Source organism: Bradyrhizobium sp. NAS96.2, assembly GCF_001908235.1.
Classification (GTDB): Bacteria; Pseudomonadota; Alphaproteobacteria; order Rhizobiales; family Xanthobacteraceae; genus Bradyrhizobium.
Genome location: NZ_LGHK01000071.1, coordinates 60,213 through 86,204, shown reverse-complemented (window position 1 = coordinate 86,204; position 25,992 = coordinate 60,213). Strand labels below are relative to the sequence as shown.

The window sequence follows — 25,992 nt, the reverse complement described above, 5'->3', positions numbered from 1 at the left end:
CGGCAGAGTTTGCGCAGCACGCTGCTTGATCGCCCGCCGGTTTTTCGCAATGAGTTGGGTTCCCGCGAACGGCAAAACCAGAAGGTACACATGAGCTTGCCGACCACGAACCACGATCCCGGGTTTCGTATCACGCGAGCGAGCCATGTGGTGCTCACCGTCCGCGACCTCGCGGCGAGCCGGCAGTTTTACGAAAAGGTGATCGGGCTGATCCTGACCGCGGAGCAGGGTGACACGCTCTACTTCCGCGGTGTCGAGGAGGCCTGTCATCACAGCCTTGTGTTGCGCAAGGGCGAGGGCGCCGTCTGCGCGCGGCTTGGCCTGCGGGTGTTCAGGGACGACGACCTCGACCGGCTCAAGGCTTTCTTCGAAGCGCATGGCTGCGAAGCCGCCTGGGCCGAAGTGCCACATCAGGGCCGCACGCTGCTTGCGACCGATCCGGCGGGCACTCCGCTGGAGTTCTGCGCGACCATGCCGGTCGAGCCGCGCATGATCACGCAATTCAGCCGCCATGCCGGCGGCTCGGCGCTGCGGCTCGATCACTATCAGGTGCTGACGCCCGACGTGCGCAAGGCGTGCGAGTTCTACACCGCGGCCGGCTTCCGGCTCAGCGAATATATCGCGCCGGCCGGCACCTTCGATCTGCGCGGCGTATTCCTGCAGCGCAAGGGCAATCCGCACGACATCGTGTTCTTCAACGGCGCCGGACCGCGGCTGCACCATTTCGCGTTCCTCGCGCCCGAGGTCCATCATTTGCTGAACGCCTGCGATCTCGCCGGCGAACTCGGCTATGGCGCGGCCGTCGAACGCGGCCCGGGGCGGCACGGGCCGGGACACGCGATGTATGTCTATATGCGCGATCCTGACGGGCATCGTGTCGAGCTGTTCAACACGCATTACCAGATCATGGACATCGAGAACGAGCCGATCGGCTGGGATCCGTCCGACCACAAGATCTCGTTTCCATGGGGACTGCCGGCGCGGCAGGCCTGGTTCGAGGAGGCGACGCCGTTCGAAGGTGTTCTGATCCGCGAGCCGCAGCTGAAGCCGAAGCCGCTGACGCTCGAGAGCTACCTCGCGAAGTAGCATGTCGTTGTCTGTCGCAAATCCCACCTATGATGCGGCGATCGTCGGCCTCGGACCGGTCGGCGCCATCTTCGCCAATCTGCTGGCGAAGGCCGGCTTGCGCGTCGCCGTCGTCGAGCGCGTTGCGGATATCTACGACAAGCCACGCGCGATCACGCTCGATCACGAGGCGCTGCGCGTGCTGCAGGCGGTCGGGCTCGGCGATTTCATGGAGCAGGCGATCGCCCCGCATAACGGCTCGCACTATCTCGGCGTCGACGGCGAGATCATCAAGATCTTCGATCCGATGCCGCCGCCGTTTCCGCTCGGCTGGATCCCGAACGTGACCTTCGTGCAGCCCGACGTCGAGCAGGCGCTGCGCGACAGGCTCGCCGAATATCCGCATGTCGACGTTTTCCTAGCCGCAGCAGGCGTGGCACTGCAGCAGGACGAGCGCGCGGTGACGTTGACCGCGCGTCGCGAGCGCGGTGAGGAGTTCCTGATCCGCGCGCGCTATCTGGTCGGCTGCGACGGCGCCAACAGCTTTGTCCGCAAGCAGCTCGGCATTGGCCTCGACGACCTTGCCTTCGACGAATGGTGGATGGTGGTCGACACGCTGACCAGCGATCCCGCCAAGCGGCCGGCCAAGAGCTTTCAGTATTGCTGGCCGTCGCGTCCCGGCACCTTCGTGCCGGGCCCGCGCAATCTGCGGCGCTGGGAGATCAAGCTGCTGCCGGGCGAAGATCCCGAGGCGGCCGGTGCACCCGACAATGTGGTGAAGCTGCTCAAAGGCTTCACCGACATCTCCGACCTCACGATCTGGCGCTCGGCGGTCTATCGCTTCCACGCCCTGCTTGGCCAGCGTTGGCGCGACCGCCGCGTGCTGCTGATGGGCGATGCCGTGCATCAGACGCCGCCGTTCCTCGGGCAGGGGCTGTGCGCGGGCATCCGCGATGCCGTGAACCTTGCCTGGAAGCTGAGGTTGGCGCTGCGCGGTGATGCCGCCGAGGCGCTGCTCGACAGTTACGAGATCGAGCGCAAGCCGCATGTCCGCGCCGTCGTCGCCAGCGCCAAGGAGTTCGGCAAGATCATCGGCGAGCTCGATCCGGTGGCGGCGGCCGAACGCGACCTGCGGCTGCGCGCCGATCTGAAAGCCGGCAAGGCCGAAACCATCCGGCAGAAATTCATCCCCGATCTCGTCTCCGGTTTGATCGCGCGCGATGCTGTCCTTGCCGGGCGGCTGTTCGTGCAGCCGCATGTGCGCGCACCGGGCGGGCGGACATGCCGGCTCGACGATCTGCTTAGGCCGGAATTTGCGATCGTGACGGCGGCCGCGGAGCCGATGGCGTGGCTATCGGACGCGTCCCGTGCCGCCTGGCAGCATCTCGCCGGCGAGCGCGTCGTCATCACCACATCAGGTGAAAGCGGCGATGCCGACGGCATTCTGAGCGTGGTGGAGCGTGACGGGCTGTTCGCCGACTGGATGCGGCAACACGGCGCCGCGGCGGTCATCGTGCGGCCCGATCGTTACGTCTTCGGGGCCGCCGGCAATGCCGACGAGCTCAATATGCTCGTCGGTCAACTGCTCGAAGCTCTCGGCGCGGCACCTTCATCAATTCCGGCGACACGCGTCACTTCTTGATATCGGCTGCGACCAGCACGCGGTGGCCGTGCAGCAGCTCCTGCAAGGCCTGCAGCGCCGCGACGCCGCATTGGGTGTCCTGCTCGCCATTGCCGCCGCTGAGCCCGATGCCGCCGACCACCTCGTCGTCGACGACGATCGGAAAGCCGCCGACGAACACCGCAAACTTTCCGTCGAAGCTCCACTGGATGCCGAAGGCCTCGTTGCCGGGCAGGGCAGGTCCGTTCGGCAGCTGGTTGAACAGATGGGTGGAGCGCTTGTGGCCGGCCGCGGTGAACGCCTTGTTCCAGGCGATCTGCGGGCCGGTGATCCGCGCGCCATCCATCCGCTCCAGCGCCAGCGGATAGCCGCCGTCGTCGGTGACGCAGACCGTCTCCGCAACGCCGATCTCGGCGGATTTGCGGATCGCGGCGGCGATCATGTGGCGGGCTTCGGCAAGTTCGAGCTTGAATGTCTGTCTCATTGCTATCTTCCGGGATTGGGGCCGTCTATCGTGGCTCAGATGCCGCGGTAGACCGTCTTGATCTGGGTGTAGAATTCGAGGCCGGTGCGGCCGGACTCGCGGAATGTCGAGGTGCTCGACCGTTTCAATCCGCCGAACGGCGCGTTGATCAAATTGCCGGTGGTGGTGCGGTTGATCTTGACGGTTCCGGACTGGATGTCGCTCGCGAAATCATGCATCGCGCGCGGGCTGCGCGTCACGATCGCGGCCGACAGCCCGTATTCGCTGGCATTCGCCTTGGCGATCGCATCGGCGTAGCTGTCGACCTCGATGATCGCGATCACTGGGCCAAAGATCTCCTCGCGAGCGATCGTCATCTCCTGGGTCACGTCGGTGAAGATCGCGGGTGAGACGAAGTATCCGCCGTCATAGGCGGCGCCGGTGAGCCGGTCGCCGCCATAGAGATGCGTCGCTTCCCGTTTCCCGATCGCGACATAGCGCAGCACGGTTTCAAGCTGCTTCGCCGTGGCCAACGGCCCCATCTCCATCCCGCTGGTGAGGCCGCTGCCGATCTTGATCGCCTTCACCTTTGCGAGCAGCCGAGCGGTGAACTCGGCCCGCACCTGCTTCATGACCAGCACCCGGCTGGTGCCGGTGCAGGCCTGGCCGGCCAGCGACAGGCCGCCCTTGGCGGTCAGATCGACCGCCAGATCGAGGTCGGCGTCGTCCATGACGATCAGCGGATTCTTGCCGCCGAGCTCCATCTGCGTGCGGGTCACAAAGCTGACCGCACGGCAGATCTGTTCGCCGGCGGACGTCGATCCGGTGAAGGAAATCGCGCGAATGACCGGAGGCTCGGTGATATCAGGCCCGATCTCGCCGGCCTTGCCGGTGATGAAGTTGAGTACGCCCTTCGGCAAGCCCGCGACCATCAGCGCCTCCGCCAGGCGATAGCCGCTGAGCGGCGCGTCGGACGACGGCTTGAACACCACCGTATTGCCGGTGATCAGCGCCGGCGCGATCTTGCGCGCCGGAATCGAAATCGGAAAATTCCAGGGCGTGATCACCGACACGACACCGAGCGGCTCGCGCAGCGTATAGACCGTCATGTCCGCATCGTCGTTCGGAAACACCTCGCCGGTGAGCGACTGTCCCTCGACGGCATAGAAGCGCAGGGTCTGGGCCGAGCGCAGCACCTCGTCGCGGGCGAGGCCGAGCGATTTGCCCATCTCCCGCGTGATCTCCAGCGCGATCTGATCTGCGCGCGCCTCGAGATGATCGGCGGCCCGGTTCAGGATGGCGGCGCGCTTCGTGATCGGCGTCCGCCTCCAGCGTGCGAACGCGGCGGCTGCGGCATTGACGGCCGCCTGCGCATCGGCGGCGGTGGATTGCTGGAAGTGCCCGACCAGGTCGGAGTTGTCGGCGGGATTGATGTTCGCGAACAGTCTGCCGGAAGGACTTGAGATTCGTTCGCCGGCGATCAGGTTCGGAAACTCCTCGGTGTCAGCTGCGCCCTCTGTGGAGGGGGGGCGCATTTCGTACCGTCGTTTCAGCTATTGTCACAGGATTCTCCTCAGTGCCAGATCAGGACCGCGCAGACGGTCGATATCGCCAGCCCGGTCAATACGGGGACCATCGCGATCCGCACGATCTGGAACACGGGGACGCGCGCGAAGCCGGCGACCGCAATCAGCGACGACCAGGCCACCAGGGTGCCGCCGCCGGTCCACACCGCGCCCATCTGGCCGATCGCGGCGAGCGTCGCGGGCTGCATTCCGACCGACGGCGCCAGCGCACCGGAAAGTGAGCCGGTCAGCGGCAAGCCGGCAAAACCCGAGCCGTCGATGCCGGTGATCATGCCTGATATCAGGATGCCGAAGGCGACGAAGAATTCGTTGCCCGGGATCCAGGCCTGGGCGGTCTGGATCAGTTCGAACAAAAGGCTCGGCGCCTGGGCCGCCGGAACTCCGAGGATCGGCGCAGAGAGGCCCGGCTCGGCGCCGAGAAAGAAGAAGCCCGCGATCGGCAGCACGGAGCCCATCGCCTTGAAGGCGAACACGAAGCCTTCGGTGACGTGGTCGGCGCTGGTGTCGAGGAACTTGCGCAGATTTTCAGACGTGGAGGATGCGCAGATCATCAGCATCGCGGCGACGCCGCCGACCAGCGCGGCCGCGTCGCCGCCCTTGAGGTCATGGCCGATGCCGAGCTTGGCGAGCACCATCACCGCGATGACGCAGAGGAAGGCGAGCGGGGTCGCAACCGCAAAGAATTTCGACCAGCCTTCGCGGCGCGTCGGCACCCCAGCCAGTTCCTTGTCGATCTGGGCCTGAGTCGCGAACGGCCGCTGTCCCTCCGCGGTGCCGCGCGCGATCTCCGCCTTGTCGAAGCTGCCCTCCTGCTCCAACCGCGCCAGTTCGCCGTTGCTCGACTGCGCCTGCCAACGCTCCAGCAGCCGGTCGTCGGGCTTGGTGATCGATTTGCGGATCGCGAAATAGGCGAGCGTCAACGCAATGCTACCGGTGATGAGGGACAGCACCAGCGCGCGGTCCGCGACGGTGGCGGCGCTGACCGCGGCGCCGGCCGCCTTGGCGCTGATCCCGGGCGCGACGCCGATCACGTAGTCCGACGACAGCGCCATGCCTTGTCCCGCAATCGCGATCGCAATAGCGCCGCCTTGCGGCGACAGGCCGGCGGCAATCGCTGCGGGCAGCAGCACCGCGGAGACCAGCGGCACTGCCGGCGTCGGCCAGAAGAACAGCGAGATCACATAGGTGATGGCGGCAAGCACGAAGTAGGCGGTGTGTCCGGTCTTCATCACGGCGCGGAACGGTTCGACCATGCGAATGTCCGAACGCAGCACCTTGAGCGCGTTCAACAGCGCGGTCATCAACGCGATCACCAAGAAGATGTTGAAGAGCTCCTTGGCGGCGGTGAAGCTCGCGTTGAAGACGCTGGCGAGCGCCGCGACCGGACTGTGCGTCCATGCAAGCGCGACCAGCAGCGTTGCGATCACCGACGGCACCACGACGTTGGCGCGCCAGATCATGGTGAGAACGATGACGGCGACGCCGAGCAGATAGACCCAATGTGCGGCGACGATCGGAGCGTGCTGCATGATTGTTGTTTCCCCTCTAATGCGCAAATAATGTATACTGTATTCAAGAATGGCAAGCGCAAATTACGAGCTCGCGATCCGCGCGGCGTATCAGGGGCGTGAGCGTCCTAACCGCTTTTTTGTGCAATAGCAGCACAAAATAGCGGCTTGCCATGCGGATAATGCCGCTGAGGATGCGGGGTGAGGAGCCCAGTCTTCGGTGTTGACAGCCACCTAAATCGTATACAGTATACAAAAAGAGCTGGGTATGACCATGACCGGTTTGCCTGGACGGCAATTTCTTCACGGCACAGGAGCGCCACGATGCAGAAGCCGATGGATCATGTGGAATTTCGAGCGGCCCTCGAAAATGCCATCAAGGGGAAGAGCGCCAACAAGGCGCCGTTCAGCGTCGCCTGGGCCAGCGGCAAGCTCAGCCGCGCGCATCTCGCGCGCTGGGCGGAGAACCACTATCACTATGTCGGTCCGTTCGCCGACTACCTCGGCTACATCTATGCGCGGATGCCGGAGCAGTACCAGGAGGCCAAGGACTTCCTGCTCGCCAACATGTATGAGGAGGAGATCGGCGGCGACCGTCACACCGATCTCTTGATCCGCTTCGCGGAGGCCTGCGGCACGACCGCGGCGCGCATCAAGGATCCCGACAACATGACGCCGACGACGCGCGGGCTGCAGAGCTGGTGCTATGCGGTCGCGATGCGCGAGGATCCGATCGTCGCGGTGGCCGGCCTCGTGGTCGGCCTGGAGTCGCAGGTGCCCTCGATCTATCGCAAGCAGACGCCGACCCTGCGCGAGAAGTACAAATTCACCGACGAGGAAGTCGAGTTCTTCGACCTTCATATCGTGTCGGACGAGATCCACGGCGAGCGCGGCTACCAGATCGTGCTGGAGCACGCCAACACGGTCGAGCTGCAGCAGCGCTGCCTCAAGATCTGCGAGGTCGGCGCACAGATGCGGCTGCTCTACACCACTGCGCTGTACCACGACTATGTCGCAAACGACATTCCGCTGGCGGAGCTCGATCTCGCCAGCGGCGTCTCCGCCGAAGAACGCGTGCTGTTGCAGGCCTGAGTCGCGGGGAGCAGCGCGGCGATGCCCAACGTCATTTTTCACCGCAACGGCGAGACCTTCGTCGGCGAGGTCAAGGAGAACACCAATCTCGTCGTCCGCGCCGGCATCCGCCAGTTTCCCTATCCCAACTTCCTGTACGGCTGCGGGATGGGGAAGTGCGGGAAGTGCGCGTCGCTGATCATCAAGGGCGGCGAGCACCTGCCGGAGCCGAATTGGAAGGAAAAGAAGCGCCTCGGTGCCAGGATCGAGCAGGGTTATCGCCTCGCTTGCCAGCTCTGGCTCACGCATGACGTTGAACTGTCGCAGGAGGCGACCCCGCTGGCCGACATCGTCGCGCCGGCCGGCGCCGCGTTTGGGAGGACGTGACCGATGTATGTGATACTGACGAGCAAGCCGGGGCAGTTTCGCACCGAGATCGTCGAGGGCCTGCGGCCGCTCGCGGCCTATGACTATTTGTTCTACGGCATCAGGAAAGCGACGTTCGTGATTGCCGAGCTGGTCGCGGAGACCAAGGTCAGGGTGATCGACGAGGCCTGGTCGCCGCCGATCGTGAACGAGGTGCCCTCGAAATTCCTCGAGAAGTTCGAAACGCCCGAGCGGGCGCTGAACGAGCTCAAGCACCTCATCACGTTCGGCCACATGGACACCAAGCTGCGCAAGCGCTGAGCGGATGCCGGGATGATCGAAGTCACGTTTCTGACCAATGGCGGGAAAACCGTGACCGCCGCGGAGAACAGCAACCTGCTGCGCGTCTCGCTGCGCGAGCAGGGCGGCATTCCGTTCAAGTGCGGCGGCGGGCTGTGCGGAACCTGCAAATGCCTGATCGAGAAGGGCATCGAGAACACCGATGCGATCAAGCCGAAGGAGCGCAAGCACCTCACCGACGCGCAGTTCGCCGCCGGCTATCGGATGGCGTGCCAGACCTTTCTGACCGGCAGCGTCAGCGTGTCGTGGGTACCGAAGACCGCGGTGCAGGCGGCGCGGCCCGTAGCTGTTGACGGCGAATGAGCGCGGCTTGATGGCAAGCAGCCGGCGGTCTAAATACGCGATCGCGGTCATTCGGCCAGGAGTCTGGCAGCTCGTTGGACCTCCGGTGTCCATGCATTGAGCGAGGCGCGGCCGGACAGGTCAGTTCATGGCAGGCAAGCTCGGAAGCTCCAAACGTCTCGGCGACGACTACCTCTCCCTCCACGGCAGGGTCATCGAGGAACTGCGGCAGGCGATCCTGAGCCGGCGGCTGAAGCCCGGCGAGCGGCTGGTCGAGGGCCGTCTCGCCGATGAGCTCGGCGTTTCCCGCAATCCCGTGCGCGAGGCGATCCGCGTGCTGGAGTCGGAAGGGCTCGTCGAGGTGACCGCGCGGCGCGGTGCTTCCGTGATCACGATGAGCGATGAGGAAGCGCGCGAGACGGTCGAGGTCCGCGCGCTGCTCGAGGGGCAGAATGCGCGCCTGGCTGCGCGTCGCCGCGAAGAGAGCATCATCAAGCGGATCGCGGCGGTGTTGAAGCAGGGCAACGAGGCGGTGGCGGGACGGCGCTACGACCTGTTGCCGGATCTCAACCAGCAATTCCACCATGAATTGGCCGAGGCCGGCCGCAACCGCGTGCTCGCCGATCTGCTCAAGCGGCTGCGCGAGCGCACGGCGATGCTGTTCTCACCGACCGATCCGGTGCGGCAGGCCCGCACCTGGGACGAGCACGCAGCGATCCTGCGCGCCATCATCGCCGGCGATGAGCGTGCTGCGGCAACGCTTGCGGCCGAGCATGTGATGCGGGCCGGCGCGGATTTTCTCTCGAGCCTCCATGTGCCCGACGAGGAGGCGTCGCTGGAGGCCGCGTCGGCGAAATACGGCCTGCCGTCCGGCTCCCGCGCCGATCACGCGGCGACCAAGCCCGCGCGGCGGAACCCGGAACGCGCCGGGACGCGGCGGCGCAAAGCGGGGAGCTGAACGCACCCGTCGCGTTGGTGCGTTCGTGGCCGCCGATCCAGCGGTCAGAGGTCCGGTGGTACCGATCTGGATCGTCAGCTAACTTTCTTGACCGTATCTGCCTCGCTCGCTAGGTCTTTTTCCAATGCTGGGCAGGGACGCAACTCTGCCGGCCGCGCCGCATGGCCGGGGGAAACCAATGAACAACAACAATCATGGCGCGTCGACCAACGACGTCGCCGAGTATGACTACGTCATCGTCGGCGCCGGCTCGGCCGGCTGCGTGCTCGCCAATCGCCTGAGCGCCGACGGCAAGCATTCGGTGCTGCTGCTCGAGGCCGGGCCGAAGGACACCAACATCTGGATCCATGTTCCGCTCGGCTACGGCAAGCTGTTCAAGGAAAAGTCCGTCAACTGGATGTACCAGACCGAGCCCGAGCCCGGTCTGAACGGACGGCAGGTGTTCCAGCCGCGCGGAAAAGTGCTCGGCGGCTCCAGCTCGATCAACGGCCTGCTCTATGTGCGCGGCCAGCATGAGGACTACGACCGCTGGCGCCAGCGCGGCAATGCCGGATGGGGCTATGACGACGTGCTGCCCTATTTCAGGAAGGCGGAGGATCAGCAGCGCGGCGGCGACAAATATCACGGCGCCGGCGGCCCGCTGCCGGTGTCGGACTGGCGCCATCACGATCCGCTGTCGGAAGCTTTCGTTCATGCCGCGGCCGAGGTCGGCATTCCGACCAATCCGGATTTCAACGGCGCGACCCAGGAGGGCGCGGGCTTCTTCCAGACCACGACGCGGCGCGGCCGGCGCGCCTCGACGGCGCGGTCCTATCTGCGGCCGGCGCTGACGCGCGGCAATCTGCGCGTCGAGACCTCGGCGCTGGCACAGCGCATCCTGTTCGACGGCAAGCGCGCGAGCGGTGTTGCGTATAGACAGGATGGACAGCTGCGCACGGCCAAGGCACGCAGGGAGGTGCTGGTCTCCAGCGGCGCGTACAACTCGCCGCAACTGTTGCAACTCTCCGGCGTCGGCCCCGCCGATCTGTTGAAGCAGCATGGCATCGAGATCGTGCTCGATGCGCCCGGCGTCGGCAACGACTTGCAGGATCACATGCAGGTGCGCATCGTCACGCGCTGCGCGCAGATGGTGACGCTGAACGACGTCGTCAACAATCCGGTACGCCGCGTCATGGCCGGCCTGCGCTACGCGGCGCTGCGCAAGGGGCCGCTGACGATCGCGGCCGGCACGTCGGGCGCGTTCTTCAAGACCAGCCCGCGGCTGGCGTCGCCCGACATCCAGATCCACTTCCTGCCGTTCTCGACCGACAAGATGGGCGAGAAGCTGCACCCGTTCTCGGGCTTCACGGCCTCGGTCTGCCAGCTGCGCCCGGAGAGCCGCGGCTCGCTGAAGATCAGGAGCGCGGATGCGAGCGTGCCGCCGGAAATCCGCATCAATTATCTGGCGACCGAAACCGATCGCCGCGCCTTCATCGACGGCATCCGCATCCTGCGCAAGATTTTGGCGGCGCCGGCGCTGAAATCATACTCGGTCGGCGAAGTCGATCCCGGCGCCAAGGTGGTCAGCGACGACGACCTGCTCGATTTCTGCCGCCGCACCGGCAGCACGGTCTATCACCCGACCTCGACCTGCCGGATGGGCAACGATGCGCTCGCGGTAGTCGACCAGCGGCTCAAGGTGCGCGGCATCGAGGGGCTGCGGGTGGTCGATGCCTCCGTCATGCCGGACCTGATGTCGGGCAACACCAACGCGCCGACGATCATGATCGCGGAAAAGGCGTCCGACATGATTTTGGAGGATGCAAGGTAGGGAGTGATCCGTCATCCCCGCGCAAAGGCTTTGCCTTTGTCGCTGGAGGTGCGAGCGCAGCGAGCCTCGAAGGATGAATCGGCCACCAGCCGGGCCGTCGACCCTTCGAGGGCCGCTGAAGAGGCGGCCACCTCAGGGTGACGGTGATAGTAGCCCGGATGAAGCGAAGCGTAATCCGGGGCCGGTTCGTCGACCGGCGAGAGAGACCCGGATTTCGCTACGCTTCATCAGGGCTACAAGACGTCACCCCTTATACGCGCGCACACGTGCGACCATCTGCTCGACATGGGCGATCGGCGTCTCCTGCAGGATGCCGTGGCCGAGGTTGAAGATCAGCCGGCCCTGGCCGAAATTCTCCAGCACATCGTCCACCGCGCGGTCGAGCGCGGCGCCGCCGGCGATCAGGGCCAGCGGATCGAGATTGCCCTGCACGGCAACGCGGCTCTGCACCTGTTCGCGGATCATCGACGGCTCGGCTGCCCAGTCGATCGAGACGGCATCGACGCCGGTCTGCTCGACATAGGCCGGCAGCATGCCCGCCGCGCCGCGCGGAAAGCCGATGATCCTGGCGCCGGGGACCTGCTTGCGCACGCCGGCAACGATGCGCCGGGTCGGCTCGATCGACCAGCGGGCGAACTCGCGCGGCGGCAGCACGCCGGCCCAGGTGTCGAAGATCTGCAGGCAGTCGGCACCGGCCTTGAGCTGGCCAACGAGGTAGTGGATCGAGTTCTCGACCAGGACGTCGATGATCTTGGCGAACGCGTCCGGATGCCGGTAGGCGAGCATCCGCGCCGGCGCCTGGTCCGGTGTGCCCTGTCCGGCCACCATGTAGGTCGCAACCGTCCATGGCGCGCCGCAGAAGCCGATCAGCGCGATCTCGGGCGCAAGCTCGCGGCGGACGCGGCGCAGGGCTTCAAAGACCGGCTCGAGCTGGTCGAAGTTGGCCTGCGTCGCCAGCGTCGCGATCTCGCCGGGCGTCGCCAGCGGATCGAGCCGGGGTCCTTCGCCGGCCTCGAAGCGTACCGAACGGCCGAGCGCGTAGGGGATCACCAGGATGTCGGAGAAGATGATCGCGGCGTCGAAGTTGAACCTGCGGATCGGCTGCAGCGTGATCTCGGTGGCGAATTCGGGCGTGAAGCAGAGATCCAGGAAGCCGCCGGCCTTGGCGCGCAACTCGCGATATTCCGGCAAATAGCGGCCGGCCTGCCGCATCATCCAGAGCGGCGGCGTGGCCTGCCGGTGGCCCGACAGGAGGTCGATGAGCGGCTTCTTGGTGGGATCCTGGGGCACGCGAAAGTTCCTGATCTCGGTCAAAATTTGGCCCCTGATACACGCTGCGGCGCAGCGGGCCAAGGCGGTTCTGGAACCCCTGTTTGCGTGGGCGCGTTGCCCTCTGGGAGGTGTCCTGGGGATGGAGGGACGATATGACCAAGAAATTCGATCCTGCGGCGCACGACAAGCATGCAGAGAAGCCGCACGAGGCACAGGCCGCCGACCGCAAGGCCCACAACCAGCTGAAGGAGGGATTGGAGGATACCTTCCCGGCTTCCGATCCGGTCAGCGCCACGCAGCCCTCGCCATCGAAGCACGACGGCAATCGCGACAATTAGCTGGTATATCCCAGCGATTGCTAACCACGACGCGAAATCAGCTCAATCATATTGGAACGAACCGCCGCGTCGTGGCGGTTCGACGCGGGCCGCGCCCGCTCAGCTAGACGGGGCCGCATTCGGGACGCAGCATCCGGTCGAATTCGAAGGTCACGCCGAGCCGGCGCTCCAGGCGCCAGGCCAGAATGCAGTGCCGCCGGATCGGCTCGCTCTCGATCTCGAGGTCGAACGCGAACGGGAGTGCGGCGTCGCTTTCCACCGAAAGTCCCGCCCCTCCGGTCGAGATGTTGAGCACAAGGCATCCGACGCTGGTGTTGCGGAACAAGATCGTGCCGCGTTTCATCAAGGCCAATCGCTGGCTGTCGGTCTTGTATCTTCTTATTGTTGTATTCACGGCCGTCTCCTACCCCGGTGTGATGCCCGGTCGCGATCGTGCTCTAGTTCACCAGCACGGCGCCGTCGCAGCGGATGCCCAGCACCCAGACGTCGACCTGGCCGAGCCCGATGCCGAGGGCCGAGAGCAGGGACGCCAGCACCTGATCGATCGGGCTCGTCACGCCGTTCAGGATGCTCATGACGAGCGCGCCCAATCCCGGGATCGGAATGCCAGCGATGTTGAGTGTGAGGTCACCGAGCAGACTTGCCGTCAGCGAAGACAGGAAGTTGGTCGTCGTTACGGTCTTCTTCGTCCCTGCCTGGATGTCGCTGTAGCTGAAATTGACGTTGGTCGGCGTGGTGTTGCCCATGCCGGCATGGGCGAGGCCCGTGATCGGGATCCCCAGCACGGTGACCAGCGTCGCCGGCGGCGGATTGGGCTTGGTCGCGAAGTTGGTCATGTCGGCGACCGTGACGTTGCCGATCCAGGCATCCACGATTCCCGGGGTCACGCCGACGGTGACCTGCGAGGTGCCGATGTTCGGATGGCCGCAGGACACCGCATTGAGCGTCGCGGTCCCTGAGGCGACCTCGACATAGACAGGCAGATTGATCGACGCGATGCTGCCGGAGCCGAGAACATTGACCGTCGCCAGGGTCCTGGTCTGCGCGGTGTGGACGCTGACGCCCTGGGTGCCCATCGCGATCCAGCTCGAGCCGACCGGGCGCTCGCCGATCGTCGCGATCACCGACACGTTGGCGATGCCGGGCAGGCCGAGATTGACCGAGGTTGCGATCTGATGGCTGCCGTTGGCGATCTGCGCGATCGTGTTGACGAGGTCGAATACAGAGACGCTGGCGCCGACCTTCGGTTTCTGCCCCACCGTCAGATTGGCAAAGGGGCCGAGGTCGACCAGGGTGCCCGGCGAAACCTTGGTCGAGGAGCCGGTAACCGCCTGGGAGATCGTCGACAGCGCGGTGGTCGCGGCGCCCGCGCCATTGGTGATCTGCTGGGTGGTCAGCGCGGCCGCCATCAAATCGCCGACCTTGACGTTGCTGCTCAGGAGATCGCTATAGGTGACGCCGGTCAGGTTGATCCGGGTTGCCAGCGCCGACAGGAAGTCCAGCGCGTCGATCTTGGCACTGATCAGCGAATTGTAGTCCATCACCGAGAGCGACAGCGTGGTCCCGAGCATCGAGCCGAGCAGCGCGTTGAGCACGCCGCCATTGACCGAGAGCAGCCGCGAGCCGATCGCGAATGTGGCCATTTCGGTCGAGGTCGCAGTGGCGGTCGTCGTGATGTTGAAGCTGCTCGCGCCGGTGATGTAGCGCGCGAAGTAGAGCGGGGTCTGGGTCGTCAGCGTGACGCGCGCGGCGTTCGCAATTCCGGTCGCCGGGGTCACGAAACGGGCCTGCGGCGCGATGGCGCTGCTTGCAGTGTAGGTCCCGGTCTCGACCTTGACCAGCGCACTGGCCGGATAGTTGTTCTGCGTCACCGTCGCGGAGGCGGCGTTGACCGGATTGCTCAAATTGGCGGCGGCGACGATCGCGGCGAGGTCGGCGGTGCTCTGGGTCTTGCGCCGATCGGCGAAGATCGTGCCGAGATCGATGGCAAGCCCGGCGCACCCGATCACGAGCGTCATCAGGCCGGCGCTGATCATCGCGAAGTGTCCCCGCTCGTCGGCGCCGAAGCGCCGCATCAGCGTGAGGATGCCGCTCATCCTAGAACCCCCCATACTGGATCGCAGCGGAGCGGACGATGGTGCTCGCAGGCGCCGGCACGAAAGGCAGCTTGTAGATGAAGTTGCCGGCCGCGTTGTAGTTGAGCGTCACGATGTAGACGTTCGCGTTCGATGCCGACGGTGCGGCATTGACGGTGAGATTGCCGGGAACGAGCAGCGGATAGGTCGATACGTTGGCGGTGACGTAATTGGTTGCCAGGCTGTTGCGTTCAGTGTCGGTCATTCCGGCGATCGACGACCGCGCCGCTTCGGCGGCGAGTTGCTGAACGCCATGCACCATCGCGAGATACGAACCGAAGACAATGATGCCGAAAATGAAGGCGAGGAACAACGGCAACATCAGCGCAAATTCGACAGCAGAAGCGCCGCTTCGACAGCGAAATAACCTCGTCATGACAACACCTCGAAACGCAAGCTAAGGCGCCACGTTGCGAGGCTTTGATTAAGGAAAACTATGAAAACGCTTCCGCGAATCAGAGGCGGCAATTCACGTTTATCGGGTCAGTGATGCGTTATGGGGCGATCAGAATATTTGATGCGGTGCCCGCAGAAATCCGGGGCTGATGGTGTCGAGGTGCTGCGCGCGTGTGCAGGTGCAGCCGTCGGATACCGTAGCACTACGTGGCAATGCACGTAACAATACATATAGCCAGCAATATCAGTACCTTGTCGACAATTGTAGCTAAACGAAAATGCAACCAAATGTTAGTATAGCCTGATCACATACTGGAGAACTTGATTGCGTCCCGTGCTGAGACTGGAGGGCTCGCGATGCACAGACCACGTCAGCATTTGAATATTCCTACTGAGATCGTTCGGACTGTTGTCGCGATTGCAGAGACGGGAAGTCTGTCGAAGGCCGGGGAGCGTCTCGGCCTCAGTCAGCCGGCGATCAGTTCGCAGGTCAAACGACTGCAGAGCCTGGTTGGTGGCGCGCTCTTCGTCAGAACGGCAAACGGCACCACGACCACCGAGCTCGGCAAGGTTGCCGTGCAGCAGGCAAGGCGCATCCTCGAAGCGAACGATCAACTGCTTCGGCTCGGCGGCAATCATGAAGGACCGCAGCCGTTGCGGCTGGGCATGAGCACGATGCTCGCCGACGAATTCCTCAAGCTGCATCCCGCCGATGCGCTCGCCGACGTATTGGTTCACGCCGACATGTCGCCGATCGTGATCAGGGGATTAATCGATGGCTACATCGACATCGCCTTCGTCTACAGCAATCCCTCGCTTGAGAACGAAGACGACGTGACAATCGCCGCCGAGGCCGACGAGCGCTCGGTGTGGGTGCGATCACGCGATTTTGTCCTGCGGCCGGGCGCCCCGATCCCGATCCTGGCGTGGCCGGGTGACGACTGGATGATCAGGACGCTCACCAAGCACAACATCTCGTACAAGATCGTGTTCAGGAGCCCGAACCACCAGCTGCGACTGGAAGCCGCACGGGCCGGATACGGCCTGACGGCGTGCCCCGAGCGGATGATCCCGTCCTCGCTGATTTCGGCGAAGGACTATTATCTTCCGGAGCTTCCGGTGCAGAAGCGTCTGCTGTGCGTTCGCCCGGGCCTCGAGGGCAGCCGCGCGACGGCAATGGTGCAGCGGTTGTCCAGCCTGTTCTTCAGCGGCGCGAAGCCGATGCGTCAGGCGAGCAACATGTAGTCCGGTGCCGCCGCCTTGCGGCCGCACCGATCAATAGTGCGGTGGGCGCTCGTTGCCGGGGCCCGGCGCTTGGCGTTCGGCCTCCTGAAGCCGGTCGCGCAGCTCGGCGAGCTGGCGCGTCAGCGCGTCGATCTGCTTCCATTGCGCCGTGATGGTCTGGTTGAGCGTCTCGATGGCTTCGTCCTGATAGGTCAGGCGGACCTCCAGCGCATCGATCCGTTCGCTCAGTCTTGCCGTGTCATTCATGCGTGGCGTCCTCGCGTCCACGCTCGCGCAGCCCGTGGCCGAGCGCGACACGCTCGTCGAACACAAAACAGTCGCCGCGCCAGCGGCTATCCTGCTGCGGCGTTTCCTCGAGATATCTGAGGATGCCGCCCTTGAGGTGATAGACCTCGGCGAAGCCCTGCGCGAGCAGATAGGCGCTCGCCTTCTCGCAGCGGATGCCGCCGGTGCAGAACATTGCGATCCGGCGGTGCTTCGCGGGATCGAGGTGCAGCGCGGCAAATTCCTTGAATTGTCCAAAGCTCGCGATCCTGGGATCGACCGCGCCTTCGAAGCTGCCCATTGCGACCTCGAATGCGTTGCGGGTATCGAGCACCATGATGTCAGGCGAGGCGATGAGTTCGTTCCAGTCGGCGGCGTCGACATAGGTGCCGACCTGCCGAGTCGGATCGACCGTGGTGTCGCCGAGCGTCACGATCTCTTTCTTCAGCCGCACCTTGAGCCGCTGGAACGGCATCTGCGCGCCCTCGGAGAATTTCAGCTCGAGATTGTCGAGGCGGCCGCCGAACAGCGGCCCGTGCCTGAGTTCGGCGACGAAGCCATCGATCGCTTCGTCGCTGCCGGCGACGGTGCCGTTGATGCCCTCATGCGCGAGCAGCACGCTGCCCTTGAGATCGAGCTCCGCGCAGAGCGCGCGCAGCGGCTCGCGCAGCGCGCGGAAATCGGGCAGCGCGGCGAACTGGTAGAAGGCGGCGACCTTGAGGGGCATGGCCGGGGTTTATCAGGCCGGCCAGGTCGGCGTAACCCCGCAAAGCCATGCATTACCGGGATAATCCCTCTGGCATGCCAGGCATTGCTCTGCCCGGGATGAATGTGCCATGTACTCCGCACCATCCGCCGCAGCAGCATCAGCCCATCACGATCAAGCGAGCTCTCCGTTATGAGGAATTTCCACTTCGCCGGCCGTTCCACGGTCCACGCCCAGAACGCGATGGTCGCCACATCGCATCCGCAGGCGGCGCTGGTGGCCATCGAGGTGATGCGCGAGGGCGGCACGGCTGCCGACGCTGCGGTCGCGGCCTGCGCGCTGCTCGGCGTCATCGAACCGCAATCGACCGGCATCGGCGGCGACTGCTTTGCGCTGATCCAGCCGAGGGGCGAGGGCAAGATCGCGGCCTACAATGGCAGCGGCCGGGCACCGATGGCGGCAACCGCCGAGTGGTATCTCGAACGCAAGATCCATTCGGTGCCGCTGACCTCGGCGCATGCCGTCAGCATTCCCGGCGCCATCGATGCCTGGGACGTGATCCTCAGGGATCACGGCAAGTTCGGCTTCGACCGGCTGCTGCAGCCCGCGATCAAGGCCGCCGAAGAGGGCTATGTCGTCGCTCCGCGCATCGCCTTCGACTGGAAGAACGGCTTCGAGAAGCTGAAGAACGGCACCAACACCGAGCGCTATCTGTTGCCGCACGGCAAGCCTGCGGTCGCCGGCGACGTGATCCGTCAGCCCGAGCTCGGCAAGACGCTGCGCGCCATCGCGCAGAAGGGCCGCGACGCCTTCTATAGCGGCGAGATCGCCGCCGACATGGTCGACACGCTGCGCGGCATCGGCGGCCTGCACACGCTGGAGGACTTCGCGGCGCACTCGACCGAGACGACCTCGCCGATCGGCACGATGTACAAGGGCTACGACGTCTGGCAGTGCCCGCCGAACGGCCCGGGCATTACCATGCTGGTGATGCTCAACATCCTGTCGCGCTTCGACCTGACCAAGTTCAAGCCGCTCAGCATCGAGCGCTTCCACCTCGAGGCGGAGGCCGCCCGCATCGCCTACATGATGCGCGAGCAGTATATCGCCGATCCCCAGCACGCCCACGTCGATGTCGCCGGCATCCTTTCGAAGGAATTCGCCGACGAGCACATCAAGAACATCCGGATGGACGGGCTGCTCGAACTGCCGAATGTCGCGCCGCCGATGAATCCGTCGACCGTCTACATCACGGTGGTCGACAAGGATCGCAACGTCTGCTCCTTCATCAACTCGATCGCGCATTCGTTCGGCTCGGCGATCGTCTCCAACAAGACCGGCGTCCTGCTACAGAACCGCGCCGGCGGCTTCCGTATCCAGCCGGGCCATCCGAACTGCATCGCGCCGGGCAAGCGTCCGCTGCACACCATCATCCCGGCGCTGGCCACCAGGAACGGTCGTGCGGTGATGCCGTATGGCGTGATGGGCGGGCAGTATCAGCCGGTCGGCCAGACCCATGTGCTGACCAATATGCTCGACTATGGCTGTGACATTCAGGAAGCGATCGACATGCCGCGCGGCCTGCATTACGAGGGCGTCTATCAACTCGAGGACAGCGTGCCAGCGGAGATTGTCGAAGGCCTGAAGAAGATCGGCCACAAGACCACCAGCGTGGTCGCGCCGCTCGGCGGCGGCCAGGGGATCTGGATCGATTGGGAGAAGGGCACGCTGACCGGCGGCTCCGATCCGCGCAAGGACGGTTGCGCGCTCGGCTACTGATCGCGATCAATATCAATCAAGGAAGGACGTCCCGGATGCAATCTTCACGACGCACGATCATCAGGACTGCGTTCGCCGGCCTTGCGGCGGCAGTCTCCACGTCCGTTGCCGGCGGTCCGGCAACGGCCCAAACCGCAGGAAAGCCCATGACCACAGCTTCAGGCCTCCAGATCATCGACAGCAAGGTCGGCACCGGCGCCTCGCCGAAGCCCGGCCAGACCTGCGTCATGCACTACACCGGCTGGCTCTACGAAAACGGCCAGAAGGGCAAGAAGTTCGACTCCTCGGTCGATCGCAACGAGCCGTTCGAGTTTCCGATCGGCCAGGGTCACGTGATCAAGGGCTGGGACGAGGGCGTCGCCACCATGAAGGTCGGCGGCAAGCGCACGCTGATCATTCCGCCGAATCTCGGCTACGGCGCGCGCGGCGCCGGCGGCGTGATCCCGCCGAATGCCACGCTGATGTTCGACGTCGAACTGCTTGGTGTAAAGTAAGCCACTGGCCGTCAGGTAACCGGCCCACGACAACAGGGGCGCAGCGATGAAGATCTCGATCCTCGACGATTATTTCGACACGCTGCGCACCCTCGATTGTTTCCGCAAGCTCGACGGCCACGACGTGACGATCTGGAACGATCATGTCCAGGACGTCGACGCGCTTGCGGAACGGCTGCGCGACACCGACGCGCTGGTCCTGATCCGCGAACGCACCCAGATCCGCACGCCGCTGCTGGAACGGCTGCCGAAGCTCAAGCTGATCAGCCAGCGCAGCGTCTATCCGCATATCGACATCGACACCTGCACGCGGCTCGGCATCATCGTGTCGTCGAGCCAGCATGCCGATACGCCGTCCTACGCCACCGCCGAGTTCACCTGGGGCCTGATCCTCGCGGCGATGCGCGCGATCCCGCAGCAGATGGCGGCGCTGAAGGCCGGCAAATGGCAGATCGGCGTCGGCCATACGCTGCGTGGCAAGACGCTCGGCATCTACGGCTACGGCCGCATCGGCGCGGTGGTCGCGGGCTATGGCGAGGCGTTCGGCATGAACGTGCTGGTCTGGGCGCGCGAGGCCGCGCTGGCCAAGGCGCGCGCCGACGGCTACGAGACCGCGGCCAGCAAGGCCGATTTCTTCGCCCGCTGCGACGTGCTGTCGCTGCATATGCGGCTGGTCGACGCGACGCGCGGCATCGTCAAGGCCGAAGACCTGGCGCGGATGAAAGACACCGCGCTGATCGTCAATACCAGCCGCGCGCCGCTGATCGAGCCGGGTGCGCTGGTCGATGCGCTGCGGGCCGGCCGGCCAGGTATGGCCGCAGTCGATGTTTACGAGAAGGAGCCGCTGCGCGACACGTCAGACCCGCTGCTCAACATGGACAATGTGGTCTGCACGCCGCATCTCGGCTACGTCTCGCGCGACGAATACGAGATCCAGTTCACCGACATCTTCGATCAGATCGTGGCCTACGCCGCCGGTACGCCGACCAATGTGGTGAATCCGGATGTGCTCGCATATCCGGATGTGCTGGCACATCCGCGCCCGCGCGGTTGACGAGCGTCGCACATGCTCGAACGGCGGGCCCGATCGGCCGGCCGTCCCGTCTGTCGCTCAGCGAGGCCAATGGGCCGCTGAGGTCGCTCTCTTGAGCGCATTTCTGACGATCCGCTTGGCGCCGCCGAGTGCCTTCTGTCCCTTGCCCTTGGCTTCCTGGATCGCGCCTCGGCCCTGCATCGCCGGAGAACCGGTAGCCTTGCCAATGCGCCGCCTGAGCCTGCCGATCGCCTCGTTAGCCCTCCCCTTGATCTTGTCGGTCGTGCTGGTCATGAAATGCTCCTTCGGAATACGCTGAAGCAACGCGCGGGGACATCGCGATGTTCCGATTGGCAATGTTCCGATTTTGCGCTCGCCTGCGCGCGCGCTTTTCGATAGCGTTCCAGGCACGAAACTCGACCAACGAAAGCAAGAACGATGAGCGGTTCCCACGATCACACCCATTCTCATGACCACGGTCATCACCATCACGACGAGGAGCGCTGGAAGCACGACGGCGTCCGCGTGATTCCCGGCAACCAGCTCGATCCGAATGTCCCGTCGACCGCCGGCATGGACCGCAAGGCGGCGATCAATTTCGCCCGCGTCGGCGCGCAGAAATTGTGGGCGGGCACCGTCAGCATCAAGCCGGACGCCAAGACCGGCGCGCATCATCACGGTCATCTCGAAAGCATCATCTATGTCGTGAAGGGCAAGGCGCGGATGCGTTGGGGCGAGAAGCTGCAGTTCACCGCCGAAGCCGGTCCCGGCGACTTCATCTTCGTGCCGCCCTACGTGCCGCATCAGGAGATCAATGCCAGCCCCGACGAGGTGCTGGAGTGCGTGCTGGTGCGTTCCGACGGCGAGGCGGTCGCGATCAATCTCGACATCGAGCCGGTCGAGAAGCCGGAGAACGTACTGTGGGTCGATCCGGTGCACCGGCATCCCGACGAGAAGAAGTGACGACGCGGCCAGGCCGCGTTGAAAAGAACAACAACCAGGGAGGCCAGCATGACGCTCGTTCGTTACGAGAGTGCGGATCACGTCGCCACCATCACGATGGCCCGCAGCGAAAAGCACAATGCGCTGAACAATGCGCTGTGCAGCGAGTTGCGTGATGCCTGGCTGCGCTTCCGCGACAGCGACGATCGCGTCGCGGTGCTGGCTTCCTCGGAGGAGAAGTATTTCTCGGTCGGCGCCGATGTGGCCGACCTTCCGGTCAATATGTGGCACGCCGTGCCCGGTCTGGGCGTCGAACTGGACAAGCCGGTCGTCGCGGCGACGTCTGGCTGGGTGGTCGGCGGGGCCTTCGTGCTGGTCCAGATGGCCGATTTGTGCGTGGCGTCGGAGACGACCCGTTTCATTTATCCCGAGGGCAAGATCGGGACCACGGCGGGCGGCGTCTCGTCGGTGATGGCGCGGATGCCGCACAAGATCGCGATGGAGTTTTTGCTGGTCGGCGAGGAGATGTCGGCGGAGCGCGCCTGGCAGATCGGTTTCGTCAACAAGGTTGTGCCAAAGGGACAACATATCGCGATGGCACAGGAGATGGCCGCGAAGATCGCCGGCAACGCGCCGCTGGTGGTCCGCGCGCTGAAGAAGCTCGCCCGTGAAGCCATGCCGAAGGGGCCGCTGGAAACGGTCGCCGACGTGCGGCGGCTGCTCGATGAAGTCAGGGACAGCGACGATCTCAAGGAAGGCGTCAAGGCCTTCAGCGAGAAGCGCAAGCCGAGATTTACGGGAAGGTGAAACTCCGGCTGCGCGTCATTGCGAGCGAAGCGAAGCAATCCATCTTTCCGCGCGTGCGGATGAATGGATTGCTTCATCGCTGTCGCTCCTCGCAATGACGGGGCTAGAGCGTCACACAAACACCCGGTGATCGATCGTCCCGTTCGGCACCACGTAGCCGTAGCGCGTATGCGACGGCTCCGGGCCGGCCTTCTCGTACTGCGCCTTCATCATCGCGAAGCGGTCGCCCTTGATGTCGAGCATCGCGCGCTTCGGCTGGATGTTGTAGAGCCGCGCATTGTTGTCGCCGAAGATCGCCGTCTTCACCGGTCCGTCGGCGGGCCCAAGCGGCGCGTAGCCGAACTTCTTCTGCATCATTTGGGGAATCTCCAGCCGCCGCAGCCCCTCGATCTGCCATTGCGGCGCGCCGGTCCACAATGCGTCGGTGCCCCAGCAGACGTGGTCGACGCCGAGCCCCTTGATCAGGGTGCCCATCAGCGCGGCGCAGACATTGGGCTCGGCGACCAGCGTGGTCGCGAACAATTGCCCAACATCGCCATAGACATTGTTGACGCCATACTGCGCCGGGATGTCGGCGAGGTCGGAAGTCCAGGCGACGCGGCCGGTGCGTTCGAATTCGGCGAGCGCGACCTTGGGATCGCCGCCGACATGGCGATAGGCCGAGTGATAGATGATGAAGTTGAGCTGCGGCCAGTCCTTGGCCGCCTGGCCGACATCGGCGACGTCGGCGAAGCCGCGCAGGTTCGGATATTGCTTCTCGATTCCGGGCGGGAACAGTCCCTTGTGGACGCAGACATTCTTGATGCCCGCCTTCACCATCTTCTCATAGCCCTTGTAAGCGACCTTCTCGTCGTCCAGCCGCCAGGGATAGCGGCTGATCTCCTTGTGGGTGTTGTCGCCGATCGTGTAGCCCTTGCAGGATTCCGGCTTCAAGGCCAAGGCAGCATCGAGCTTGTCGAGCCAGGCGGGCTGCCCGGGCGTGAAAATGGCGTGACAGAACACGCGGCGCGAGCCGGCCTCGTCGTTCATCTTCTTGCGCGCGTCGGCCATCTGCTCGTTGGTGAGGAACCAGTCCTGCTCGATGTCCGACGGCGCCGAGGAGATCAGCGCGATCTTGGTGTCGGAATCGAGAAACATCTCCTTCTTGTAGTTGTTGAACTTCAGATCCTCGATGGTCTGCTCGTGACCGTTGAGCTCCTTGTTCCAGCCGGCCTTGCCGACCGCCTTGCGCATTTCCACAAAGCCCATGATGCGGGTGTCGTCGCGCAGGAAATGCGTGTGCATGTCCATGATGAACTGGTCTTTCAGACCGTTGGCGCGCTCTTGCGCCATCGCGGGCGTCGCGGCTTCCGCCGGCGTCACGTCGAACAGCTCCCCGTAGACCTGGTTCATTGCGACGAAGGAAGCGGCCATGCCGGCCGCGGTCTGGAAAAACCTGCGGCGATCGAGGCCCTGCTTGCCGCCGAGATCGTCGGCCATCGCCAGCAACCGAGCCTCGACCTCGCGCTGCCGTTCGTTCTGTGGGTCGGGATAGAACTCGTCGCTGGAGACGATCTGGGTCGGGATCGGCGTCTGGTGCCGGCACAGTTCCGAGGGCATCAAGGCGGCAAGTTCTTCGTCGGTGAGGTTGCTGCTCATTCTTCGCTCCCGCTTCTCGCCGGATTTTTCCGGTCGGACCGCGACGGAGACTAGGACCAAGTCCGTCCGTCGTCCGCGCAGAATGCCGCGCACGACGTTCACAAAATCGTGCATCACCGTCGTCGTCATTGCGAGGAGCGCAAGCGACAAAGCAATCCACGCTTCCGCAAGCGACGCCATGGATTGCTTCGCTTGCGCTCGCAATGACGGTTGTGGATGCTAGCATCGCGCAACTCGGGGCCGAACGAAGCCCCGTTGTTCCGAAGGGGAGGCCAGCCATGACGCATTCGGACCATTCGCGGCGCACCATCATCAAGGGCATTGGCGTTGCAACAACCGCCGGAGTGCTCGGCGCAGCGCCTGCGCAGGCTGCGATGGCCGTTCCCACTGAGGGAGAAATATGGAGCAACGAATACTGGGCGAAGAAGGGCGACGTCCCCTTGTGGATGTTCCGCAAGCGGATCGGCGCGCCGAAGCCGGGCGAGCCGGCGCGGCCCGTTGTGTTCTTCGTCCACGGCTCGTCGGTGACATCGAGGGTGTTCGACCTCACGGTGCCGGGCAAGGGCGAGTACTCGCTGCTCAATGTGTTCGCGCGCTACGGCTTCGATTGCTGGACCATGGACCACGAGAACTACGGCAAGTCGGGCCGCACGTCGGGCAATGCGGATATCGCGAGCGGCGTCGAGGACCTCAAGGCCGCGGTCGAGGTGATCGCGCGCGAGACCGGCGAGAGACGATATCACTTCATCGGCGAATCCTCCGGCGCGCTGCGGGCCGGCGCCTTCGCGATGGCGGCGCCCGAGCGGATCGACCGGCTGGTGTTCGCCGCCTTCACGTATAAGGGCGAGGGCTCGCCGACACTGGCGAAGCGCGCCGAACAGCTTGCCTATTACCGCAGCCACAACATGCGCAAGCGCGACCGCGACATGATCCGCTCGATCGCGACCCGCGACCGGCCCGGCACGTCGGACCCGGCCGTGATCGAGGCGCTGGCCGATGTCGAGATGCAGTTCGGCGACCAGATCCCGACCGGCACCTATCTCGACATGACCGCGAATTTGCCGGTGGTGCATCCGGAGAAGGTGCTGGCGCCGGTGCTGCTGGTTCGCGGTGAATATGACGGGATCGCGGCGGTCCCCGATATCGAGGAGTTCTTCAACAAGCTGCCGAATGGCGACCGGCAGTTCATCATCCTGCCCGGCACCGCCCATTCGGTGGCGCTCGCCACCAATCGTGAACTGTTCTGGCATGTGACACGGGCATTTCTGACCATGCCGACGCCGATCGTGACTTGAGGCGGCCTGCGGCGCGACGCCGCAAGAAAAATTTGCGCGGCGATGTCGGGAAGCGGCTATGCGGTTCGTCCTCGGGTCACAATCCCGCCAATTGGAGTGCTTCTCATGGCCAATCCCAAAATGATCTTCGTCAACCTGCCGGTCAGCAATCTCGCCCGTGCCACCGCGTTCTATGAGGCGATCGGCGCGACCAAGAACCCGCAATTCTCCGACGACACGGCCTCCTGCATGGTGATCTCGGAGACCATTTTCGTCATGCTGCTGACCCACGACAAATTCCGGCAGTTCACGCCGAAGACAATCGCCGACGCCAGGACCACGAGCGAAGTGCTGGTCTGCCTCTCCGCCGACAACCGCGACGCCGTCGACGGCTACGTGACCAAGGCGACGGGCGCGGGCGGCACCGCCGATCCCTCGCCGAAGCAGGATTACGGCTTCATGTACGGCCGCAGCTTCGAGGATCCCGATGGTCACATCTGGGAAGTGATGTGGATGGACGTCGAGGCCGCCACGAAGCAGTCGGCCGCAGCCACTGCCTGATCGCGGCGTGCCTATGAA

General features: G+C 64.6%; 28 protein-coding genes. 17 read left to right on the top strand and 11 right to left on the bottom strand.

The window, feature by feature from the left end; genetic code table 11:
- Positions 1-90 precede the first annotated feature (90 nt).
- Both AC628_RS16755 and mhpA read left to right on the top strand, forming a co-directional pair.
- Entirely contained in the window at positions 91-1,086 is a 996-nt protein-coding gene (locus AC628_RS16755) for a VOC family protein (RefSeq protein WP_074127894.1), read from the top strand.
- A gap of 1 nt (position 1,087) precedes the next feature.
- Complete coding sequence (mhpA, locus tag AC628_RS16750; RefSeq protein ID WP_074127893.1) at positions 1,088-2,707, top strand: bifunctional 3-(3-hydroxy-phenyl)propionate/3-hydroxycinnamic acid hydroxylase MhpA; 1,620 nt, start codon at positions 1,088-1,090, stop codon at positions 2,705-2,707.
- On the opposite strand, the gene AC628_RS16745 is transcribed toward mhpA, so the two are convergent.
- From AC628_RS16745 to AC628_RS16735, 3 genes are read right to left on the bottom strand one after another with little or no spacing between them, the layout of a single operon-like run.
- A complete protein-coding gene (locus tag AC628_RS16745; RefSeq protein ID WP_074127892.1) occupies positions 2,697-3,170 on the bottom strand; it encodes a GlcG/HbpS family heme-binding protein in 474 nt (157 codons plus the stop codon). The genes mhpA and AC628_RS16745 overlap by 11 nt on opposite strands.
- Positions 3,171-3,205: 35 nt before the next feature.
- Positions 3,206-4,684, bottom strand: a complete 1,479-nt coding sequence (locus tag AC628_RS16740; protein WP_074127891.1) for an aldehyde dehydrogenase family protein — start codon at positions 4,682-4,684, stop codon at positions 3,206-3,208.
- Positions 4,685-4,722: 38 nt separating this feature from the next.
- The gene (locus tag AC628_RS16735; protein WP_074127890.1) at positions 4,723-6,264 is read right to left on the bottom strand and encodes a hypothetical protein; all 1,542 of its coding nucleotides are present in this window, start codon (positions 6,262-6,264) and stop codon (positions 4,723-4,725) included.
- Positions 6,265-6,567: 303 nt separating this feature from the next.
- Between AC628_RS16735 and AC628_RS16730 the strand changes: the two genes are divergently transcribed.
- From AC628_RS16730 to AC628_RS16705, 6 genes are all read left to right on the top strand, one after another.
- Positions 6,568-7,335 (top strand): iron-containing redox enzyme family protein, encoded by a 768-nt coding sequence (locus AC628_RS16730; protein WP_074127889.1) that lies wholly within the window; start codon positions 6,568-6,570, stop codon positions 7,333-7,335.
- Between the two features lie 21 nt (positions 7,336-7,356).
- The gene (locus tag AC628_RS16725; RefSeq protein WP_074127888.1) at positions 7,357-7,701 is read left to right on the top strand and encodes a 2Fe-2S iron-sulfur cluster-binding protein; all 345 of its coding nucleotides are present in this window, start codon (positions 7,357-7,359) and stop codon (positions 7,699-7,701) included.
- A 3-nt stretch (positions 7,702-7,704) separates the two neighbouring features.
- Entirely contained in the window at positions 7,705-8,001 is a 297-nt protein-coding gene (locus tag AC628_RS16720; protein ID WP_074127887.1) for a ferredoxin, read from the top strand.
- Positions 8,002-8,013: 12 nt separating this feature from the next.
- The gene (locus tag AC628_RS16715) at positions 8,014-8,343 is read left to right on the top strand and encodes a 2Fe-2S iron-sulfur cluster-binding protein (RefSeq protein WP_074127886.1); all 330 of its coding nucleotides are present in this window, start codon (positions 8,014-8,016) and stop codon (positions 8,341-8,343) included.
- A gap of 127 nt (positions 8,344-8,470) precedes the next feature.
- On the top strand, positions 8,471-9,280 hold the full coding sequence (locus tag AC628_RS16710) for a GntR family transcriptional regulator (RefSeq protein ID WP_074127885.1): 810 nt from the start codon (positions 8,471-8,473) through the stop codon (positions 9,278-9,280).
- 178 nt (positions 9,281-9,458) lie between these two features.
- Entirely contained in the window at positions 9,459-11,090 is a 1,632-nt protein-coding gene (locus AC628_RS16705; RefSeq protein ID WP_074127884.1) for a GMC family oxidoreductase, read from the top strand.
- A gap of 243 nt (positions 11,091-11,333) precedes the next feature.
- Here the strand turns inward: AC628_RS16705 and hemE are convergent, their stop codons facing one another.
- On the bottom strand, positions 11,334-12,380 hold the full coding sequence (gene hemE, locus AC628_RS16700; RefSeq protein ID WP_074127936.1) for a uroporphyrinogen decarboxylase: 1,047 nt from the start codon (positions 12,378-12,380) through the stop codon (positions 11,334-11,336).
- Positions 12,381-12,514: 134 nt separating this feature from the next.
- On the opposite strand from hemE, the gene AC628_RS16695 reads away from it, so the two are divergent.
- Complete coding sequence (locus AC628_RS16695) at positions 12,515-12,700, top strand: hypothetical protein (RefSeq protein ID WP_074127883.1); 186 nt, start codon at positions 12,515-12,517, stop codon at positions 12,698-12,700.
- Between the two features lie 103 nt (positions 12,701-12,803).
- Here AC628_RS16695 and AC628_RS16690 read toward each other — a convergent pair whose 3' ends face one another.
- From AC628_RS16690 to AC628_RS16680, 3 genes are read right to left on the bottom strand one after another with little or no spacing between them, the layout of a single operon-like run.
- A complete protein-coding gene (locus AC628_RS16690; protein WP_245321202.1) occupies positions 12,804-13,094 on the bottom strand; it encodes a PilZ domain-containing protein in 291 nt (96 codons plus the stop codon).
- Between the two features lie 43 nt (positions 13,095-13,137).
- Positions 13,138-14,796, bottom strand: coding sequence for a pilus assembly protein TadG-related protein (locus AC628_RS16685; protein WP_074127881.1), 1,659 nt, complete (start codon positions 14,794-14,796; stop codon positions 13,138-13,140).
- A gap of 1 nt (position 14,797) precedes the next feature.
- Positions 14,798-15,211: a TadE/TadG family type IV pilus assembly protein gene (locus AC628_RS16680; protein ID WP_074127880.1), complete on the bottom strand. Its 414-nt coding sequence runs from the start codon at positions 15,209-15,211 to the stop codon at positions 14,798-14,800.
- Between the two features lie 377 nt (positions 15,212-15,588).
- On the opposite strand from AC628_RS16680, the gene AC628_RS16675 reads away from it, so the two are divergent.
- Positions 15,589-16,476 carry a LysR family transcriptional regulator gene (locus AC628_RS16675; RefSeq protein ID WP_245321201.1) on the top strand — a complete coding sequence of 296 codons (888 nt, stop codon included), beginning with the start codon at positions 15,589-15,591 and terminating at the stop codon, positions 16,474-16,476.
- Between the two features lie 30 nt (positions 16,477-16,506).
- On the opposite strand, the gene AC628_RS16670 is transcribed toward AC628_RS16675, so the two are convergent.
- Positions 16,507-16,722: a SlyX family protein gene (locus AC628_RS16670; RefSeq protein ID WP_074127878.1), complete on the bottom strand. Its 216-nt coding sequence runs from the start codon at positions 16,720-16,722 to the stop codon at positions 16,507-16,509.
- Complete coding sequence (trhO, locus tag AC628_RS16665) at positions 16,715-17,467, bottom strand: oxygen-dependent tRNA uridine(34) hydroxylase TrhO (protein WP_074127877.1); 753 nt, start codon at positions 17,465-17,467, stop codon at positions 16,715-16,717. Before trhO ends, AC628_RS16670 begins: the two co-directional genes overlap by 8 nt.
- A gap of 171 nt (positions 17,468-17,638) precedes the next feature.
- On the opposite strand from trhO, the gene ggt reads away from it, so the two are divergent.
- Genes ggt through AC628_RS16650 form a run of 3 tightly spaced genes read left to right on the top strand, consistent with a single transcriptional unit; the run spans position 17,639 to position 20,773 of the window.
- A complete protein-coding gene (ggt, locus tag AC628_RS16660) occupies positions 17,639-19,225 on the top strand; it encodes a gamma-glutamyltransferase (RefSeq protein ID WP_074127876.1) in 1,587 nt (528 codons plus the stop codon).
- 35 nt (positions 19,226-19,260) lie between these two features.
- Positions 19,261-19,719 carry an FKBP-type peptidyl-prolyl cis-trans isomerase gene (locus AC628_RS16655; RefSeq protein WP_074127875.1) on the top strand — a complete coding sequence of 153 codons (459 nt, stop codon included), beginning with the start codon at positions 19,261-19,263 and terminating at the stop codon, positions 19,717-19,719.
- Between the two features lie 46 nt (positions 19,720-19,765).
- Positions 19,766-20,773 (top strand): D-2-hydroxyacid dehydrogenase family protein, encoded by a 1,008-nt coding sequence (locus AC628_RS16650; protein ID WP_074127874.1) that lies wholly within the window; start codon positions 19,766-19,768, stop codon positions 20,771-20,773.
- 57 nt (positions 20,774-20,830) lie between these two features.
- Here the strand turns inward: AC628_RS16650 and AC628_RS16645 are convergent, their stop codons facing one another.
- Positions 20,831-21,046: a CsbD family protein gene (locus AC628_RS16645; RefSeq protein WP_074127935.1), complete on the bottom strand. Its 216-nt coding sequence runs from the start codon at positions 21,044-21,046 to the stop codon at positions 20,831-20,833.
- Positions 21,047-21,190: 144 nt separating this feature from the next.
- Between AC628_RS16645 and AC628_RS16640 the strand changes: the two genes are divergently transcribed.
- The gene (locus AC628_RS16640) at positions 21,191-21,715 is read left to right on the top strand and encodes a cupin domain-containing protein (RefSeq protein ID WP_074127873.1); all 525 of its coding nucleotides are present in this window, start codon (positions 21,191-21,193) and stop codon (positions 21,713-21,715) included.
- A 48-nt stretch (positions 21,716-21,763) separates the two neighbouring features.
- Complete coding sequence (locus tag AC628_RS16635) at positions 21,764-22,501, top strand: enoyl-CoA hydratase/isomerase family protein (RefSeq protein WP_074127872.1); 738 nt, start codon at positions 21,764-21,766, stop codon at positions 22,499-22,501.
- 111 nt (positions 22,502-22,612) lie between these two features.
- On the opposite strand, the gene AC628_RS16630 is transcribed toward AC628_RS16635, so the two are convergent.
- Entirely contained in the window at positions 22,613-24,139 is a 1,527-nt protein-coding gene (locus AC628_RS16630) for an amidohydrolase family protein (RefSeq protein ID WP_074127934.1), read from the bottom strand.
- 278 nt (positions 24,140-24,417) lie between these two features.
- On the opposite strand from AC628_RS16630, the gene AC628_RS16625 reads away from it, so the two are divergent.
- Together AC628_RS16625 and AC628_RS16620 are read left to right on the top strand one after the other, a co-directional pair.
- A complete protein-coding gene (locus AC628_RS16625) occupies positions 24,418-25,434 on the top strand; it encodes an alpha/beta hydrolase (RefSeq protein WP_074127871.1) in 1,017 nt (338 codons plus the stop codon).
- A gap of 105 nt (positions 25,435-25,539) precedes the next feature.
- Positions 25,540-25,974, top strand: a complete 435-nt coding sequence (locus tag AC628_RS16620; protein WP_074127870.1) for a VOC family protein — start codon at positions 25,540-25,542, stop codon at positions 25,972-25,974.
- Positions 25,975-25,992: the final 18 nt, after the last annotated feature.

Excerpts from the sequence above, each read along its gene's own strand:
- AC628_RS16640 (WP_074127873.1), top strand. The coding sequence starts at position 21,191 with ATGAGCGGTTCCCACGATCACACCCATTCTCATGACCACGGTCATCAC.
- AC628_RS16735 (WP_074127890.1), bottom strand. The coding sequence starts at position 6,264 with ATGCAGCACGCTCCGATCGTCGCCGCACATTGGGTCTATCTGCTCGGC.
- AC628_RS16635 (WP_074127872.1), top strand. The coding sequence starts at position 21,764 with ATGACGCTCGTTCGTTACGAGAGTGCGGATCACGTCGCCACCATCACG.
- AC628_RS16630 (WP_074127934.1), bottom strand. The coding sequence starts at position 24,139 with ATGAGCAGCAACCTCACCGACGAAGAACTTGCCGCCTTGATGCCCTCG.
- AC628_RS16725 (WP_074127888.1), top strand. The coding sequence starts at position 7,357 with ATGCCCAACGTCATTTTTCACCGCAACGGCGAGACCTTCGTCGGCGAG.
- AC628_RS16705 (WP_074127884.1), top strand. The coding sequence starts at position 9,459 with ATGAACAACAACAATCATGGCGCGTCGACCAACGACGTCGCCGAGTAT.
- AC628_RS16710 (WP_074127885.1), top strand. The coding sequence starts at position 8,471 with ATGGCAGGCAAGCTCGGAAGCTCCAAACGTCTCGGCGACGACTACCTC.
- AC628_RS16655 (WP_074127875.1), top strand. The coding sequence starts at position 19,261 with ATGCAATCTTCACGACGCACGATCATCAGGACTGCGTTCGCCGGCCTT.
- AC628_RS16645 (WP_074127935.1), bottom strand. The coding sequence starts at position 21,046 with ATGACCAGCACGACCGACAAGATCAAGGGGAGGGCTAACGAGGCGATC.
- AC628_RS16730 (WP_074127889.1), top strand. The coding sequence starts at position 6,568 with ATGCAGAAGCCGATGGATCATGTGGAATTTCGAGCGGCCCTCGAAAAT.
- AC628_RS16695 (WP_074127883.1), top strand. The coding sequence starts at position 12,515 with ATGACCAAGAAATTCGATCCTGCGGCGCACGACAAGCATGCAGAGAAG.
- AC628_RS16620 (WP_074127870.1), top strand. The coding sequence starts at position 25,540 with ATGGCCAATCCCAAAATGATCTTCGTCAACCTGCCGGTCAGCAATCTC.
- mhpA (WP_074127893.1), top strand. The coding sequence starts at position 1,088 with ATGTCGTTGTCTGTCGCAAATCCCACCTATGATGCGGCGATCGTCGGC.
- ggt (WP_074127876.1), top strand. The coding sequence starts at position 17,639 with ATGAGGAATTTCCACTTCGCCGGCCGTTCCACGGTCCACGCCCAGAAC.
- AC628_RS16745 (WP_074127892.1), bottom strand. The coding sequence starts at position 3,170 with ATGAGACAGACATTCAAGCTCGAACTTGCCGAAGCCCGCCACATGATC.
- AC628_RS16680 (WP_074127880.1), bottom strand. The coding sequence starts at position 15,211 with ATGACGAGGTTATTTCGCTGTCGAAGCGGCGCTTCTGCTGTCGAATTT.
- AC628_RS16740 (WP_074127891.1), bottom strand. The coding sequence starts at position 4,684 with ATGCGCCCCCCCTCCACAGAGGGCGCAGCTGACACCGAGGAGTTTCCG.
- AC628_RS16625 (WP_074127871.1), top strand. The coding sequence starts at position 24,418 with ATGACGCATTCGGACCATTCGCGGCGCACCATCATCAAGGGCATTGGC.
- AC628_RS16685 (WP_074127881.1), bottom strand. The coding sequence starts at position 14,796 with ATGAGCGGCATCCTCACGCTGATGCGGCGCTTCGGCGCCGACGAGCGG.
- AC628_RS16755 (WP_074127894.1), top strand. The coding sequence starts at position 91 with ATGAGCTTGCCGACCACGAACCACGATCCCGGGTTTCGTATCACGCGA.
- AC628_RS16715 (WP_074127886.1), top strand. The coding sequence starts at position 8,014 with ATGATCGAAGTCACGTTTCTGACCAATGGCGGGAAAACCGTGACCGCC.
- AC628_RS16675 (WP_245321201.1), top strand. The coding sequence starts at position 15,589 with ATGCACAGACCACGTCAGCATTTGAATATTCCTACTGAGATCGTTCGG.
- AC628_RS16720 (WP_074127887.1), top strand. The coding sequence starts at position 7,705 with ATGTATGTGATACTGACGAGCAAGCCGGGGCAGTTTCGCACCGAGATC.
- AC628_RS16650 (WP_074127874.1), top strand. The coding sequence starts at position 19,766 with ATGAAGATCTCGATCCTCGACGATTATTTCGACACGCTGCGCACCCTC.
- AC628_RS16670 (WP_074127878.1), bottom strand. The coding sequence starts at position 16,722 with ATGAATGACACGGCAAGACTGAGCGAACGGATCGATGCGCTGGAGGTC.
- trhO (WP_074127877.1), bottom strand. The coding sequence starts at position 17,467 with ATGCCCCTCAAGGTCGCCGCCTTCTACCAGTTCGCCGCGCTGCCCGAT.